The sequence below is a fragment of the Wenzhouxiangella sp. YN9 genome, assembly GCF_056324165.1.
Genome location: NZ_JBJNIP010000089.1, coordinates 217,563 through 233,380 on the forward strand (window position 1 = coordinate 217,563; position 15,818 = coordinate 233,380).

The window sequence follows — 15,818 nt, forward strand, 5'->3', positions numbered from 1 at the left end:
ACAGATTCAGGATTGGCGACGAATCGCAGGCCAGGCAGCACGCAGATACAACACCATCGACCAGATGGTGAGCAGGGCAGCCAGAACCAGCAGCCAGCGCCCGATGTCGAGCACCGGAATGGCCCACAGTGACTCGCCATAAAGCAGAAAACCGATGGCCACCATCTGCAGGATGGTCTTGACCTTGCCGACCCAGACCACCTTGACCCGCCCCGCTTCGCCGAGGGCCGCCATCCATTCGCGTAGCGCCGAGATCGTGATCTCGCGTCCGATGATGATGGCCGCCGACAGCGTGATATCGATTTCGGGATGTCGCTGCACGATCAGCAGCAGCGCGACAGCCACCATCAGTTTGTCGGCCACGGGATCAAGAAAGGCGCCGAAACTGCTGGTCATGCCCCAGCGCCGGGCCACCCAGCCGTCAAGTCCATCGGTCACCGCAGCGAGAACGAACAAAGCCACCGCGACCTGGTTCGATGCCTCGAACGGCAGATAGAAAACCAGTACGAGCACCGGAATGAACGCAATACGAAACAGCGTCAATAGTGTCGGTATGGTCAACTGCAACGCTTTGCTCCAAAGGCCGGGAAAACGCCATTATCCCGCAACGGGCGGGCCAGGGTAAGCCTCATTGCTGCCCGCCGAAGTGTCGGGCGACGGCTTCAGCCAGTTTGCGGCTGATGCCGTCCACACGGGCGAGTTCGTCAACGCCGGCCTTGCGGATGCCCTGCAGCCCGCCAAAAGTCTTGAGCAATGCCTGACGACGCTTGGGGCCGATACCCGGCACCTGCTCCAGTGGTGAGGCCTGGGCCCGTTTCTGGCGGCGCTGGCGGTGGCCGGCAATGGCAAAGCGATGCGCTTCATCACGCACCTGCTGCACCAGATGGGACGCCGGGTGGTGCGGCCCGGGAACGGCTTCGCGCTCACCCATGATGAAGCGTTCATGCCCGGCCCGACGCGCCGCCCCCTTGGCAACACCCAGAAGCGGAATGGCATCCAGGCCGAGCTCCTCGAAAACCTCGCGCGCTCGCCCGAGCTGGCCCTTGCCGCCATCGATGATCACCAGATCCGGCAGCACGTCTTTCTTTTCCAGCGCCTGCGAATAGCGTCGCCGCAGCACCTGTTCCATGGCTGCGTAGTCGTCACCGGGCTCTATACCGCTGATATTGAAACGTCGGTAATGCTTTTTTTCCGGGCCGCGCGGCCCGAAGACGACGCAGGAGCCGACGGTTTCCGTACCCGAAATATGCGAAATATCAAAACATTCCAGGCGCTCGGGAGGATTGGGCATTTCCAGCATATCGGCCAGCGCCGCCAGCCCGCGCCCGATCTGGTCGCGTTCGGACAGTCGCCGCCTGAGTGCATCGGCGGCGTTGGCAACCGCCAGGCGAACCCATTCGGCGCGCTGTCCGCGTAAACGCCAGGCCAGGCTCACGCCAGCGCCCCGGCGCGAGCCCAGAGCCTCTTCCCATAGACCGGCATCGGCTGGCGCCTGCGACAGCAGAATTTCAGCCGGCGGCCTGCGTTCGGCAAAATACTGTCCCAGAAACGCGGCCAGAATATCCGCCGCGTCCATATCCGCATGCACATTGCCGGGAAAATGGCTGCGGCCGCCCACGTTTCGCCCGTGCCGAAACTCCACGACATGGATGCAGGCCTTGCCGGCTTCAACATGCATGCCGATGATATCCATCTCGCCCGTGCCGCCGGTCACGAACTGACTGCTGCGCACCTGCTGTACCGCCTGAATGCGATCGCGATAGGCTGCCGCCTTCTCGAACTCCAGGGCCGCGGATGCCTCTTCCATGCGCCCGGCCAGGTGCTCGATCACCTCTTCGTTGCGGCCCTCGAGAAACTGCACGGCCGCGGCGACATCGCGGGCATAGTCGCTCTTGCTGATATAGCCCACGCAGGGGGCGCTGCAGCGATTGATCTGGTACTGGAGACACGGGCGCGTACGGTTTTCGAACACCGTGTCCCGGCACTGCCGCAAGCCGAAGAGGCGATAGATCTGGTTGAGCGCCTCACGTACGGCTCCCGCGCTGGAGAACGGGCCGAAATAACGGTGCGGCGGCTTGCGCGGGCCGCGGTAGAAGCCGATACGCGGATAATCGTGGCCCACCTCCAGGCGGATCCAGGGATAGCTCTTGTCGTCACGAAGATTGATGTTGAAGCGCGGTCGATGGGCCTTGATCCATTCATTTTCCAGCAGCAGGGCCTCGGCTTCGGTGCGCGTCAGGCTGACTTCCATGCGCGCGATCTTGCGCACCATGAGGTTCAGCCGGGCGCCCAGGTCGCGCCGGCTGAAATAGCTGGCCACCCGGCGCCTCAGATTGCGCGCCTTGCCGACATACAGCACCTTGCCTTCGGCATCACGCATCAGGTAGACGCCCGGACCCGTGCTCAGGCTGCGGGCAAAAGCTGGCCCGTCAAAGCCCTCTTTCATCGGCGCCGGCCAAGTTCCTCGACCAGACGATCGGCCGCCACTTCCAGCATGTCGATCACCCGCTTGAACCCGTCTTCGCCGCCATAGTAGGGATCGGGCACCTCGTCGACGCCATAGTCCGGCGCCAGCGACATGACCAGATCCAGGCGACAGCGGTGGTCGGCCGGCGCCATTGACCGCATGGCCTGAAGGTTCGAGCGATCCATGACAAAGATGGCGTCAAAGCGACGAAAATCATCTTCGACCACCCGCCGCGCACACTGCTGGCTGATATCCAGCCCCCACTCCCGCGCGATTCGCTGCGATCGCGTGTCCGGCGGATTGCCGGCGTGGTAGCCGCTGGTGCCCGCCGAGTCGGTGTCGATGACCAGCCCGGCCTGCTGCAGCTTCCAGTCAAAAACCGCCTGAGCGGTCGGGCTTCGGCAGATATTGCCCAGGCAAACAAAAAGCATGCTTTTCATGAACTTGCTTGACCTCCTTCAACCAATATCGAATATGGCGCTGCGCTCAGGGTGCCAGGCGCCGCGCAGCCGCCGCCAGATCTGCCGGCGTATCGATGCCGCCCGGCACCGGCGCGACCGCTTGCTCGCTGGCGATCATCCAGCCGGCGGACAGCGCGCGCAGCTGCTCGAGCGATTCCAGCGTCTCCAGATCCGATGCCGGCAGTGCGCGCCACTGGCTCAGCGCACCGGCGCGGTAGGCGTAGAGCCCGAGGTGCGCCCGTGCCATTTGCATCGGCCAACCGCCGTCACGCACATTAGGAATGGGGCTACGGGAAAAATACAGCGCCCGTCCACGCGCATCGCAAACCATTTTGACCACATCGGGCCGACGCCATTCCGCCTCGTTTTCCAGCGGCCGCCAGAGCGTGGCCATGCTTGCGCCCCTGCTGGACGCCAGCAGCTTGGCCACCTGCCGCAGGCAGGCTGCCGGCATCTCGGGCTCATCCCCCTGCAGATTGACCACGATGGCGTCTTCTTCCAGGCCGAGCATCGCGGCGGCTTCGGCCAGGCGATCGGTGCCCGAACGATGATCGCTGCGGGTCATCAGCACCTCGCCGCCGTCGGCGCGCACGCAGTCGGCGACCGCTTCACTGTCGGTGGCGACATGCACGCTGGCTGCTCCCGCCGCGCGGGCGCGGTCGCACACGCGCAGGATCAGGGCCCGGCCGGCCAGCTCGGCCAGCGGCTTTCGCGGCAGACGCGTCGCCCCCAACCGCGCTGGAATCAGGATATGAAAAGTGTTCATGGCGGACCGAATTCTCGCACATGCCCGACAGCAGCGGTAATCGTCACCTCCGGCAGCCGGGCCTCGATCGGCAGCACCCAGGTCTCGGGCAGGCCGGTCAAGCGCTCGAGCTTGACCGCATCCTTTTCGGTAACGATCAATGGGCCCGCCAGAGCGGCGAGATCCTCGGCGTTGTAGTCATGATGGTCGGGGAAGGCGTGCCGGCGAATGCGATAACCCAAAGCTTCGAGCAGCTCAAAAAAGCTTTCCGGATTGCCAATTGCACACACTGCATCGAGCTCCCCTGCCGCGGGCCCTGAGCCGGTCGCCGTCAGCGTCCCCAGGCGATATGGTGCGCCGGGCTGCACCCCGAACGCTCGCCCCGGCAGCGCCATCGTCTTGCGGTCGCTGCCGGAGCACTTGACCAGCACCTCATCGACGCTGGCCAGCCGATCAACCTCCTGGCGCAACGGGCCGGCCGGCAGCAACTCCCCGTTGCCGAACCCACGCTGGCCGTCAATGACACAGATCTCCCAGCTTCTGGGAAGGCGCGGGTGCTGCAGGCCATCGTCGGCCAGCACCACGTTGGCGCCACCGGCTACCGCCGCCGCCAGCGCCGCCCGCCGGTCGCGGCAGACCCACACCGCACAACCGGCTCGTCGGGTGAGCAAAACCGGCTCATCACCCACCTTTGCGGGATCACTCGACGGCGTCACCGCCCGGGGGGTATCGCCGGACCGTGCGCCATAGCCGCGACTGATGATGGCCGGCGCGTAACCGGCCAGCGACAGCGCACGTGCCAGCGCCGCAACAACCGGCGTCTTGCCGCTGCCGCCGACGGTGATATTGCCCACGACAATCACCGGACAGGCAGGGTTTTCCTTCGGTCGCCGACGGCGCGAGGCAGACAACACACGATAAAGCGGCACCCATGCGCGCAGCCACCAGGGTGCAGGCTGCGCGGAGTACCACCTGCGATTGAGAGCGCGTTCCAGACGAGCCTTCACCGCGGGTTCATGCCCCGGCCAGCTGAAGCCGATGCAGGTAGCGGTAAAGGCCCTTGTCGCGCTCGAGGAGTTCAGCGTGCGAGCCCGACTCCACGACTCTGCCCTGATCGAGTACCACCACCTGATCGGCCATCTGGACCGTGGCCAGGCGATGGGCGATCACCAGCGTCGTGCGGTTTTCCATCAGCACCTCCAGGGCGTCCTGGACCGCCTGCTCCGATTCGGCATCCAGCGCCGAAGTGGCCTCATCAAGGATCAGGATCGGCGCATCCTTGAGCACGGCGCGGGCTATGGCAATGCGCTGGCGCTGGCCGCCTGACAGCAGCGACCCCCCTTCGCCAATGGGGGTGTCCAGCCCCTTGGGCAGCCGCTCGATGAACTCCATGGCGTGCGCCGCGCGCGCCGCCTCCTCGATCTGTTCAGGCGATGCGCCGGCCAGGCCGCCGTAGGCAATGTTGCGGGCGATGGTGTCGTTGAACAGCACCACGTCCTGGCTGACCAGTGCAATCTGCTGCCGCAGCGCCGCCAGCCTGAATTCGCGAATATCGACGCCATCCACCAGAATGCGCCCCGAGGCCGGCTGATAGAAGCGCGGCAGCAGCTTGGCAATGGTGCTCTTACCCGAACCCGAGCGCCCGACCAGGGCCGTGACCCCGCCAGCCGGTATCTGGAGATCGAGATCAATCAGCGCGGAATTGCTGGCGTCGGGATAGGAAAACCCAACACTTTCGAAGCGGATATCGCCGTGGACTTTTTCCGGCGCATGGTCGCCGTCATCGACCTCGCCGGGCGTGTCGACCACGTGGAAGATGCTCTCCGCCCCGGCCACGCCGCGTTCGATGACGACATGCATCTTGGTCAGACGCTTGAGCGGCGGAATCATCGCCGCCAGCGCCGCCAGCACCGACATGAAGATGCCGGCGGTCACGGTGTCGCCCATCAGCTCACTGGCGGCGACGACCAGCAGAACCACCAGCGCGACCCCGGCAGCCAACTGCACCAGGGAAGACGACAGCAGCTGCGTTCCGACCAGCCGCAGGTGCAGTCGGCGGTTGCTTTCGTTGATGTCGTGAAACTTGCCGCGCTCATGCTGCTGCCCACCGAAGACCTTGATCACCGGGTGGCCGTTGACCGCCTCCTCGGTCACATGGGTCACGTCTCCCATCGAATCCTGGATGTCGGTGGAGATGCGTCGAAAGTGGCGGCTGATGACGTAGGCAATCACGCCGATGATGGGAAGCAGTACCAGCAGCGACGTCGTCAATCGCCACGACTGGATCAGCATCACGCCGAACAGGGCAATCACCGTCATGACATCGCGGGAAATTCCGATCAGGGCCTTGGTGGCCGCGTTGGCCACTTGCTCGGTGTTGTAGGTCACCCGCGAAATCATCTGCCCCGACGATTCACGATCGAAGTACGCCGCCGGCAGCTCCAGATAACGATCGAACAGGGCGCTGCGCAGATCGGCAATCAGCTTGCGCCCGACCCACTGCATGCCGAACTCGCCGCCGAAGTTGCCGACCACGCGCAAGATCAGCGACAGGAATACCAGCGCCGGCAGAAGGTAGTTGAACTCGGGGTCGGGATTGGCGATGGTGTCGTCGATCAGCGGGCGCAGCAGATAAAAGAACAGCCCCTGCCCGGCCGCGTCGAGGGCGACAGCCACCAGCGCCATGGCAAAAATAGCGCGGTGCTTGAGCACCATGGCCAGCAAGCGACGATAGACCTGCCCACCAGTCATTGTGCCTCCTCTTCGATGGCGGCAATACTGACGCGCTCAATGCCTTCGGCCGCAGCCGAATCGAGCACGCGCACCACCAGACGATGCGGCGCCTCGGCGTCGGCACGCACCACCAGCACGGCCTCGGGATTCTCGGCGAAACGCCGGACAATCGCGGCTCGTACCGTGGTCCGGCGCTGGTCGACCAGCTCTTGCTCGCCGACGAACAATCGACCGTCATCGGTGATCATGAACTCAACGACTTCGGGTATTGATTCGGCTTCGGCGGTGCTCGCCTCGGGCAGATCCAGACGCAACAGAGCCTGGCGCTCGAAAGTGGTTGACACCATGAAGAAAATCAGCAGGAGAAACACCACGTCGATCAGCGACGTGAGGTTGACCTCCGGCTCTTCACGTTCTTCCTGCTGCAGCTTCATGATCTACTGTGCGCCGGCCCGCTTGCGCTCGATGGTATGCAGCAATTCCAGCGCCTGCTGCTCCATGTCGACGACGTAAGCGCGCACCAGGCCGCGAAAATAGCGGTAGAAGAAATAGCTGGGAATCGCGACCGTCAGACCCGCCGCCGTCGTGATCAAGGCCTGGGAAATACCGCCGGCCAGTTCATTAGGATCGCCAACGCCGTGGATCATGATGGCTGAAAAGACATCGATCATGCCAATCACCGTCCCCAGCAGCCCCAGCAGCGGGGTGATGCCGGCGATCGTGCCCAGGGTGTTGAGAAAGCGCTCGAGCTCGTGCACGACGTGGCGACCGGTATCCTCGACCGACTCCTTGATGATTTCGCGCTCACGCCGGCGGTTGATCAAGGCGGCCGCGAGCACACGGCCGAGCGCCGAACTGCGCCTGAGCTGCTCGATGTGCTGGCGATCCAGCTCGCGCTGGGCAGCCCACTGGCGCACGCGATCGAGCACGCCGACGGGCAGCACGCGTTTGCGCTGCAGGTTGACGAAACGTTCAATGATGATGGCGGCAGCGATGATGGAACAGGCCAGGATCGGCACCATCAGCCAGCCGCCTGCAATAACGATTTCGAGCATGTTTCGGAGTCGACTCCGAGCGTTGACCAATCCAGCGCGCATGATAACGGGTTTGTCCGTCAACGTCGCGCCTCGGCGGTCGGCGGCAGCTCAGGGGCAACCCGCCCGCGGCCTCCAGAAGCGCGGCGCAAGGGTCGCCATGGACCGCAGCTGCGGCCTGTGCCCCGGGCGCAGGCGCAGTCGCATGGCGCCGCAGCGACCGGTCTCGCTGAGCGCGATCCCTGATTTTCGGAGCCGCCGGCGGGTCGGCGCATGCACCCGCCCGAAGCGATCGAACCGCGCGACCGAAGCCACGGCATGGCGCGGCGCAACCGCTGCCAGAAATGCCGCACTGCTGCCGCTGTGGTGACCACCGGCCGGCAGCTGCAACAGATCGGCCGGCGGGCCAGCGAAGCGCTCCAGCAGTCGGGCCTCGACATCGGCGTCGATGCCGCCGGTCAACAACAGGCTGCCGCCGGCACCGTCGATATGCAACACGCAGGAGGAGTTGCGTCCCAGATCAGGCAAGGCCGCAGTCGGATGAAGGACGCGAAAGCGATAGCCATCGGCATGCCATTCGATGCCCGCCACACAGGGCTGTCCGGCGTCGACCCCTTGAGCATGAACCCGAGTGCCTGGCCCCACTGCAGAAGCCAGCCCGCCGGCGTGATCGCGGTGACCGTGAGACACGATGACCCGATCGACGGCCCTGCCGTGCGCGAGCAGATCCGGCAGAATGCCCGAAAGCACATCCCGGCCCTGGCCATCGCCCGGCCCGGTATCGTAGAGCACCGTCTCTCCAGGCGTTCGAATCAACACGGCCAGTCCGTTGCCCACATCCAGAAACCAGGCTTCCAGCTCGCCCGACTCGAGATCCGTTCCCGGCGCCCACAACAGCGGGAGCAGCAAGACAAAGCCAAGGCCACGCGCCGGCCAGCCGGGCGGCGCCACCAGCCAGACGGCACCCACGGCGGCCACCGCCACCACCCAGGGCGATGGGCTGGGAAAATTCAAGTAGCTGCCGCGCAGGCCGTGCACCCACTCCAGCAGCTGCAGCAGCCACTCGAGCCCGAGGGCGCTCAAACCACCGGCAGGTGTGGCCGGCAGGCCGACCAGCATGGTGCCCAGATCCAGCAGCAACGCCGGCAGCACCAGAAAGCCGACCAGCGGAATCGCCACCAGATTTGCCATCACGGCACCGGGAATCAGCTGACCGAACAGGCCGATATTGAGCGGCAGCAGGCCAACGAGCAGAATCAACTGTGCACGCAACAGCGCGGTGGCACCACTGCCCGGCGCGGAAGGCCGCCAGGCAAACGTCCAGATCAGTACGGCCACCGCAGCGAATGACAGCCAGAAACCGACCGCCAGCGGCGCCAGGGGGTCGAACACAAGAACCGCCAGCAAGGCCACCAGCAGCGCGTGGCCGGGCGCAATCGCACGCCGGGTCATCAGGGCCAGAGCCAGCACCGAAAGCATGATCAGAGCGCGCTGGGTCGGCAGCGTAAAGCCGGCGAGGCCGGCATAGAACACGGCCGCGGCCAGACCGGCAACAACTCCGATTCGCCGCCGATCGAGACGAGGCGACAACAGGCAGATCGGCGCGGCGAGCAATCCGGCCAGGCTGCCGACCAGTCCCGCCACCATGCCGACGTGCAGCCCTGATATGGCCAGCAGGTGGGCCGTGCCGGTCTGGCGCAGGCGCTGCGACAGCTCCGGCGAGATCGCGGAACGATCGGCCACGCCCAGCGCGCGCTTGAGCGCGGCGACATCGGCGCTGACAGTCTCGGACTGGATGATGTCGGCCAGGCGCTGGCGCTGCCGATCCAGGGCCTTCGTCGCCTTGGGTCCGGCAACGGGCTCCGGCCGGCCGCGCACGCTGCCGATAGCGCCAATACGACGAGTCAGCAGGTAGCGACGATAATCGAATCCGCCGGGGTTGACTCGCCCCTTCGGCGGCGTCAGGCGCAGATCCATGCGCCAGCGACTGCCCGGTTCGAGCCGCACCTGCGGGCGATACCAGCGCACCAGAATGCGCTCGGGCAGCGTCCCGGCCTTGCGCGCGGCCCGATCCACCGAGAGCACGAAACGCACGCTTTGTCCGCGCTGCTGCGGCAAATCGGCGACCGCGCCGGTAACGCTGACCACCTGACCCGCCCGATCCGCGGGAAACTGTCGATCGAGCTGCCACTGCGCCGCGCCAAGAAACCACAGCGCTCCCAGCAGGAAAGCGGCCGCAGCGCGCGTGCGGACAAATGCCAGGCCGGCGCCAGCGCAAGCGGCCATAAGCGCAAGAACGGCAAAGCCGGGCAACACCGGCAGCCAGGGCGCCAGCATGCAACCTGCCGCAAAAGCCAGAAGCCAACGCCTGCCGCCCCGGCCTGCCATCGCTCAGTCCATGGGCACGAGCCGGCCCTCGGTCATTTCCAGTCGTCGATCCATGCGGCGGGCCAGCTGTGGATCATGGGTGACCAGCACGACGCTGGTGCGAAACTCACGATTGAGCTCGAGCATGAGCTCGTAGACGTGGTCGGCATTGCGTTCATCAAGGTTGCCGGTGGGCTCGTCTCCCAGCACGCAGGCGGGCCGGTTGATCAGCGCGCGCGCCACTGCCGCGCGCTGACGTTCACCGCCCGACAGCTCACCGGGCTTGTGCGCAAGGCGCTCACCCAGGCCCACGCGGCTCAGCAACGCCTCGGCTTCGGTCGCGGCCCTGGCGGCGCTGTGGCCGGCAATCAACAGCGGCATCGCCACGTTCTCCAGAGCGGTGAATTCCGGCAACAGGTGATGAAACTGATAGACAAAGCCAAGATGACGGTTGCGGAGGGCAGCGCGGCGCGTTTCATCGGCCTGCGCCATGTCTTCTCCGGCGACCTCCACGCTGCCTGCCGTGGGCTTGTCCAACCCGCCAAGCAAGTGCAGCAGCGTACTCTTGCCGACTCCCGAAGCACCAAGAATGGCTACCTGCTCGCCGGGCCGAACCTCGAAATCGACGGCCTTGAGCACGTTCAATTCGGCGCGCCCCTGAACGAAACTGCGCGACAGGCCCCGCGCGCGGATGACAAATTCATTCATGACGCAGCGCCTCCACCGGTTCGGTCCGTGCGGCCCGCCAGGCCGGATAAATCGTTGACAGCAGCGACAGCACCAGAGCCAGGGTTCCGAACCTGGCGACGTCGCTCAAACGCAGCTCCGAGGGCAGATCGCTGATGTAGTACACATCAGCGGAAAGAAAGTCGGTGCTCAGAATCTGTTCCAGCCCGGCGACGATGGTTTCGACGTTCAGCGCCAGGGTGATGCCGGCAACGATGCCCAGCAACGTGCCGATGATGCCGATCAGCGAACCCTGCACAATGAAGATGGCCATGATCTTCTTCGGGCCCATTCCCATGGTCTTCAGAATGGCGATATCGGCCTGCTTGTCGGTGACCACCATCACCAGAGTTGAAATGATGTTGAAGGCCGCCACGGCGATGATCAGCGACAGGATGATGAACATCACCGTTTTCTCGGTTCTTACCGCGCGGAAGAAGTTGGCGTGCTGCTGCGTCCAGTCGCGCACGCGATGCCTGCCGCCAAGCTCGTCGTTGAGCTCCCAGGCGATGGCCCGGGCGCGCATCATGTCGTCGAATTTGAGGCGGATACCGCTGACCTGATCGTCGCTCAGCCGAAACAGCCGCTGGGCGTCACGATAGTGAATCACAGCCAGGCCGGTATCGTATTGTTGCACGCCGGCCTCGAAGATCCCGGCAACCTCGAAACGGCGAACCTGCGGGACAACCCCCGCCGGGGTCGAACGGATCTCGGGCGCGAAAATGGTCACCGAATCCCCCTCGCGCACGCCCAGCCTCGCTGCCAGACCGCCGCCCAGAAGCACGCGCCACTGCCCCGGCTCGAGTGCATCAAGATTGTTGTGGTGCAGCAGCTCGCCAATATCGGAAACCTGTGGTTCGAGCCGCGGGTCGATGCCGCGCACCTGGGCCCCGGCGGTTGCGCGGCCCTTGATCAGGGTTTCCTGCTCGACATAGGGAGCCGAGCCCACCACCGAAGGGTGGTCGCCTACTTGCTCAAGCAGGTTCTGCCAATCGGGCAAGCGGCGCTCGTAGCCCTCGATGGTGGCATGCGAGATCATGCCGAGGATGCGCTCGCGCAACTCCTGCTCGAAGCCATTCATCACGCTCAATACGGTGATGAGCACCATCACGCCCAGCGCAATGCCGCCCATGGACACCAGAGAGATGAAGGAGATGAAGTGGTTGCGGCGCTTGGCGCGCAAATAGCGCAGGCCAACAAAGGTGCTCAAGGGGTGATACATACGCTCGCGGGTTCCCTTGTCAGACGGGCGGTCAGCCCTGGCGCAGTCGATTCAGCACCGAACTCAGTTCATCCGGGAGAGGCACCGAAAAGACCTGCTGCGTTGGCCAGGGCAGCTTCAGACAATGCGCATGCAGGAACAGTCGCTTCAGCCCCGCCGGCGCCGGATTCTGATTGTACCGGTCATCGCCGGCCAGCGGGTGCCCGATGCTGGCGGCATGGGCGCGGATCTGATGCGTACGCCCGGTTTCGATGCTGGCCTCCACGTAACTATAGTCACCAACATGTTCGCGCAGGCGCAGGTGCGTGACCGCGGGCTGCCCGTCCGGCGCAGCAATGACGCGGTGCTGACCGCTGCCGTCACGAATCTTCTTCAGCGGTGAATCGATCGTCATGTGCTCTTGTTCGAGCCTGCCTTCGAGCAGCGCCAGATAGTATTTCTCGACCGTCCGGCCGGAAAACGCCTTCTGCAGCTCGCGCGCCGCCCGGTGGTGGCGCGCGACCACCAGCACCCCGCTGGTCGAGCGATCGATGCGATGCACCGGGCGGAAGCCCTCACCGATGTGTGCCAGCACATCCATCAGCCCCCAGCCCAGCCCCGTGCCCGCCTGAACCGCCAGCCCCGAGGGCTTGTCCAGTATCAACAGATCATCATCTTGCGAGACCACGCGGGCGCGGATGCGTGCCACCAGCCCGTCGGGCAGGCGGCGCTGTTCAGGCGCCTGTCGCGCCACCGGCGGAATGCGCACTTCGTCCCCGGCCTCGAGCTTTTTCATCGGCTTGGCGCGGCCGCCGTTGACCCGAACCTGCCCGGTTCTCACCAGCCGATAGACCAGGCCCCGCGGAACCGGGCCCAGTTCGCCCATGAGGAAATTGTCCAGGCGTTGCCCGGCTCGATCCCGACCGGCGGTGACATACCGAACGCCGCCGGGCTTGTTGTCCTGTGCCATCGAAATTCCGGTCCTGCGATGCAAACGATTCAGGCCGGCTATCACCCGACTATCGCCTGATTCGAATCAATGATAAAATTCCCGCGCCAGGCGCAGAACGTGGCTGCATTATCGCCGCAAAAGCGGCCCGCAAGATCCAAAAGACACGCGCGCACCTGGCCATGAATGCTGACATATCCGGCGATGCCGATACAAGCTCGGTTTGCCCATGGTCGCGCTTGAGCGGCCGATACAGCATCAGGTATCAGAACCATTTGCTCGACTCCCGTAGCGTTCGTCAAGAGCCCCACGGGAGCGATTCGGTCACAACCCGATCGAATTGTACGCCGACCTCGCGGGCGCAAGCGCCGCGATTCGGCACCGCGGATTGAGACGTGCCGCCTGCCTGTTTCGAAAGAACGAAACCTGGCGGCCTTGATAAAAAGATCATGCGCTCCCGGAGCCGGCGAAGTATCGCCTCCGGGCTCGGTGTCAGATACTGCAGGCCAGCGCCTCGCGCGGCCGCATGCAAGCCAGACGCCGCCGCCAATGGGTCGGCGGCCTTGACCGCCAGCCCGGGCATCAAGCCCGGCGTTGATGAATGCTGGCTGGTTTGCCCGCCCCGGCTCCCTGAACGGAGCCCGGCCCGTGTCCGGCACCCGCCCCGAAGACCTCTGCCCGTTGTCACCGGGAGCGCCGGAGGAAAAACAAATGAAACGCATGCTGATCAACGCAACTCAGCCTGAAGAGTTGCGCGTGGCCATTGCCGATGGCCAGACCCTGCTTGACCTCGATATCGAGGTGCCCGCCCAGGAGCAGAAGAAATCCAACATCTACAAGGGCCGAATCACACGCGTCGAGCCCAGCCTGGACGCCTGTTTCGTGGAATTCGGTTCCGAGCGCCACGGATTCCTCTCGATGAAGGAAATCAGCCGTGATTACTTCGGTGATGCGGCCATCAAGGTACTGGAATCAGGTGAGCGCCTGGAGATCAAGGACGCCGTCCAGAGCGGTCAGGAGGTCATCGTTCAGGTCGACAAGGAGGAGCGCGGCACCAAGGGCGCAGCGCTGACCACCTTCATCTCGCTGGCCGGCCGCTACCTGGTATTGATGCCCAACAACCCGCGTGCCGGCGGAGTCTCGCGCCAGATCACCCGCGACGAGCGCAAGGAACTGCTTGACACCCTCAAGGAAATCGAGATTCCCAACGGCATGGGCTGCATTGTCCGCACCGCGGGCGTCGGGCGCGACCGTGAGGAGCTGCAGTGGGACCTGGACTATCTGCTGCAGCTGTGGCGCGCCATCAAGGACGCCGCTGACAGCCGCAAGGCACCCTTCCTGATCTATCAGGAAAGCAACCTGATCATCCGCGCCCTGCGCGACTACCTGCGCGAGGACATCGGCGAAATCCTGATCGATGACGGGAAGGTTTTCGAAGATGCACGCGAGTTCATGCAGCAGGTCATGCCGCACAACCTGCGAAAACTCAAGCTCTATCAGGATGATACCCCGCTGTTTTCGCGCTACCAGATCGAGAGCCAGATCGAGTCGGCTTTCGCCCGCGAAGTCCGCCTGCCCTCCGGCGGCGCGGTGGTCATCGACCACACCGAGGCGCTGCTTTCGATCGACATCAACTCCTCGCGAGCGACCAAGGGGGCTGATATCGAAGAAACCGCGCTGCAGACCAACCTGGAAGCGGCCGATGAAATCGCCCGGCAGCTGCGGCTGCGCGACCTCGGTGGGCTGGTGGTCATCGATTTCATCGACATGATGAGCAAGGATGCCCAGCGCCAGGTCGAGTCCCGTCTGCGCGAAGCCATGAAAATGGACAAGGCACGGGTCCAGTTCGGCCGCATTTCGCGTTTCGGCCTGCTCGAGATGTCTCGCCAGCGATTGCGCCCTTCCCTTGGGGAGTCAAGCTACATCACCTGCCCGCGCTGCGATGGCTACGGCGCAATTCGCTCGATCGAATCTCTGGCGCTGTCGATCCTGCGCCTGGCTGAAGAAGAGTCGATGAAGGAACACACTTCGCGGGTGATCGTTCAGGCACCCATCGAAGTGGCCAACTTCCTGCTCAACGAGAAACGCCAGGCCACCGAGGAAATCGAGCAGCGGACGAAGGTCAGCATCACCGTGGTGGCCAACCGCTGGATCGAAACCCCGCGCTTTGAAGTGCAGCGGTTGCGCACCAGCGAGTCGGTCGACGAGCCGAGCTATGCCCTGGCCAGCGGCGAGGAGATAGAGTCCCTGCCGGCACAGACCGAGGCCCAGCCCGCACCCGCCCCACAGCCAGCAGCCGTGAGCCGTATCCAGCGTACCGCGCCGGCACCCACGCCAGCGCAGAGTGATGGCGGCCTGGTCGCCTGGCTGAAGGCGATTCTGAACAGGCTGTTCGGCAGCAGCGATGATGACGAAAAGGATCAGTCCCGCAATCGCAGGCGCACACACAAGCCCGCCGGCAAGCGCAGCGACCGCACCGCCGCCGGCCCCGGTCGCCAGCAGGAGCGGCCCGGCCACAAGAAGAAAAAGAAGAAAACCGGCAAGAAGAAGAAAACCGGCGGTCGACAGAACGGCGACCAGAGCGGCAGCACGGGACCACAGCAAAGCCGACGCGGCCACAAACCCGACGAAGATGGCTCCGTAGACGACGGGGCGAAAAAGAAGAAAAAGCGTCGTCGACGCGGCGGCAAGAAACGCCGCAGCCGCAGCGGCGGCGCCAACCCGAGATCGGGCCGGCAGCCGGACCAGAAGCCGGACCAGAAGCCGGACCAGAAGCCGGACCAGAAGCCGGACCAGAAGCCGGACCAGAAGCCGGACCAGAAGCCGAACCAGAAGCCGAACCAGAAGCCGAACCAGAAGCCGAACCAGAAGCCGAACCAGAAGCCGGACCAGAAGCCCGAGCAGAAGCCCGAGCAGAAGCCCGAGCAGAAGCCGGAGCAGAAGCCGGAGCAGAAGCCGGAGCAGAAGCCTGAGCAGAAGCCCGAGAAGAAGCCGGAGCAGAAGCCCGAGAAGAAGCCGGAGCAGAAGCCGGACAAAGAGCGCTCCGGGCGCGGCAGTCAGTCAGGCGGTGGCGGAAAGCCGCAGGAAAAAGCCGAGCGCAGTTCCGGCGCCATTCCCGAAGGCGGCGGCATCTAC

At 64.7% G+C, this 15,818-nt stretch carries 13 protein-coding genes; 1 reads left to right on the forward strand and 12 read right to left on the reverse strand.

Annotated elements, in window-relative coordinates:
* Positions 1 to 6: 6 nt before the first annotated feature.
* The 12 genes from pgsA to ACEWQ0_RS07245 all read right to left on the reverse strand — a co-directional run bounded on the left by pgsA (position 7) and on the right by ACEWQ0_RS07245 (position 12,704).
* On the reverse strand, positions 7 to 561 hold the full coding sequence (gene pgsA / locus ACEWQ0_RS07190; RefSeq protein WP_476484932.1) for a CDP-diacylglycerol--glycerol-3-phosphate 3-phosphatidyltransferase: 555 nt from the start codon (positions 559 to 561) through the stop codon (positions 7 to 9).
* 67 nt (positions 562 to 628) lie between these two features.
* Complete coding sequence (uvrC, locus tag ACEWQ0_RS07195; protein WP_476484933.1) at positions 629 to 2,446, reverse strand: excinuclease ABC subunit UvrC; 1,818 nt, start codon at positions 2,444 to 2,446, stop codon at positions 629 to 631.
* The gene (locus tag ACEWQ0_RS07200) at positions 2,443 to 2,907 is read right to left on the reverse strand and encodes a low molecular weight protein-tyrosine-phosphatase (RefSeq protein WP_476483248.1); all 465 of its coding nucleotides are present in this window, start codon (positions 2,905 to 2,907) and stop codon (positions 2,443 to 2,445) included. Before ACEWQ0_RS07200 ends, uvrC begins: the two co-directional genes overlap by 4 nt.
* A gap of 46 nt (positions 2,908 to 2,953) precedes the next feature.
* Entirely contained in the window at positions 2,954 to 3,694 is a 741-nt protein-coding gene (gene kdsB / locus ACEWQ0_RS07205) for a 3-deoxy-manno-octulosonate cytidylyltransferase (RefSeq protein ID WP_476484934.1), read from the reverse strand.
* Positions 3,691 to 4,680 (reverse strand): tetraacyldisaccharide 4'-kinase, encoded by a 990-nt coding sequence (lpxK, locus tag ACEWQ0_RS07210; protein WP_476484935.1) that lies wholly within the window; start codon positions 4,678 to 4,680, stop codon positions 3,691 to 3,693. The genes kdsB and lpxK overlap by 4 nt, the downstream gene beginning before the upstream one ends.
* 7 nt (positions 4,681 to 4,687) lie before the next feature.
* Positions 4,688 to 6,424 carry a lipid A export permease/ATP-binding protein MsbA gene (gene msbA, locus ACEWQ0_RS07215; protein ID WP_476483251.1) on the reverse strand — a complete coding sequence of 579 codons (1,737 nt, stop codon included), beginning with the start codon at positions 6,422 to 6,424 and terminating at the stop codon, positions 4,688 to 4,690.
* Entirely contained in the window at positions 6,421 to 6,840 is a 420-nt protein-coding gene (locus tag ACEWQ0_RS07220) for an ExbD/TolR family protein (protein ID WP_476483252.1), read from the reverse strand. Before ACEWQ0_RS07220 ends, msbA begins: the two co-directional genes overlap by 4 nt.
* A 3-nt stretch (positions 6,841 to 6,843) precedes the next feature.
* On the reverse strand, positions 6,844 to 7,461 hold the full coding sequence (locus tag ACEWQ0_RS07225; RefSeq protein WP_476483253.1) for a MotA/TolQ/ExbB proton channel family protein: 618 nt from the start codon (positions 7,459 to 7,461) through the stop codon (positions 6,844 to 6,846).
* A gap of 90 nt (positions 7,462 to 7,551) precedes the next feature.
* Positions 7,552 to 9,777, reverse strand: a complete 2,226-nt coding sequence (locus ACEWQ0_RS07230; RefSeq protein ID WP_476484936.1) for a DNA internalization-related competence protein ComEC/Rec2 — start codon at positions 9,775 to 9,777, stop codon at positions 7,552 to 7,554.
* 54 nt (positions 9,778 to 9,831) lie between these two features.
* Complete coding sequence (gene lolD / locus ACEWQ0_RS07235) at positions 9,832 to 10,515, reverse strand: lipoprotein-releasing ABC transporter ATP-binding protein LolD (RefSeq protein ID WP_476484937.1); 684 nt, start codon at positions 10,513 to 10,515, stop codon at positions 9,832 to 9,834.
* The gene (locus tag ACEWQ0_RS07240; protein ID WP_476484938.1) at positions 10,508 to 11,755 is read right to left on the reverse strand and encodes a lipoprotein-releasing ABC transporter permease subunit; all 1,248 of its coding nucleotides are present in this window, start codon (positions 11,753 to 11,755) and stop codon (positions 10,508 to 10,510) included. The genes lolD and ACEWQ0_RS07240 overlap by 8 nt, the downstream gene beginning before the upstream one ends.
* 31 nt (positions 11,756 to 11,786) lie before the next feature.
* Positions 11,787 to 12,704, reverse strand: coding sequence for an RluA family pseudouridine synthase (locus tag ACEWQ0_RS07245; protein WP_476484939.1), 918 nt, complete (start codon positions 12,702 to 12,704; stop codon positions 11,787 to 11,789).
* Between the two features lie 690 nt (positions 12,705 to 13,394).
* Between ACEWQ0_RS07245 and ACEWQ0_RS07250 the strand changes: the two genes are divergently transcribed.
* On the forward strand, positions 13,395 to 15,818 hold a 2,424-nt coding region (locus ACEWQ0_RS07250; RefSeq protein ID WP_476484940.1), incomplete at its 3' end, for an Rne/Rng family ribonuclease.